Annotated in this window: 1 protein-coding gene; it reads left to right on the forward strand. The window is 37.2% G+C overall.

From position 1 onward, the window contains the following. The coding region (locus HUS62_RS22680) for a UDP-N-acetylglucosamine 2-epimerase (RefSeq protein ID WP_175081238.1) at window positions 1–332 on the forward strand (332 nt) is incomplete at its 5' end. Window positions 333–382: the final 50 nt, after the last annotated feature.

Below are 382 nucleotides of genomic sequence, written 5' to 3' on the forward strand. Positions count from 1 at the left end.
GTCAAAAACGCTATTTAAGCACAGTAAAGAATGCGGCTGTAGTCATTGGTAACTCATCGAGTGGCATAATAGAAGTGCCATCATTTAATGTTCCTACAGTGAATGTTGGGGTTAGACAACAAGGCAGATTAGCTGCTAAAAGCGTTCTTAATTGTGACCCTAACAAACAGTCGATCATGGAGAGTATAAAATCGGCAATAAAACGAGAGTATAAAACGTCTAATGAGCATATACAGAACCCTTATGGTGCAGGGAATGCAAGTGGACAAGTAATCGCTATGCTCAAAAATATGCAGTTTGAACCAAGTAAATCTTTTTATGATTTAAAGTGAGAATTTTATGACTTTGATTATTGCTGAAGCTGGTGTAAACCACAATGGTA

The organism is Pseudoalteromonas sp. 0303, assembly GCF_013349995.1.
In the GTDB taxonomy this organism is placed as follows: Bacteria; Pseudomonadota; Gammaproteobacteria; order Enterobacterales; family Alteromonadaceae; genus Pseudoalteromonas.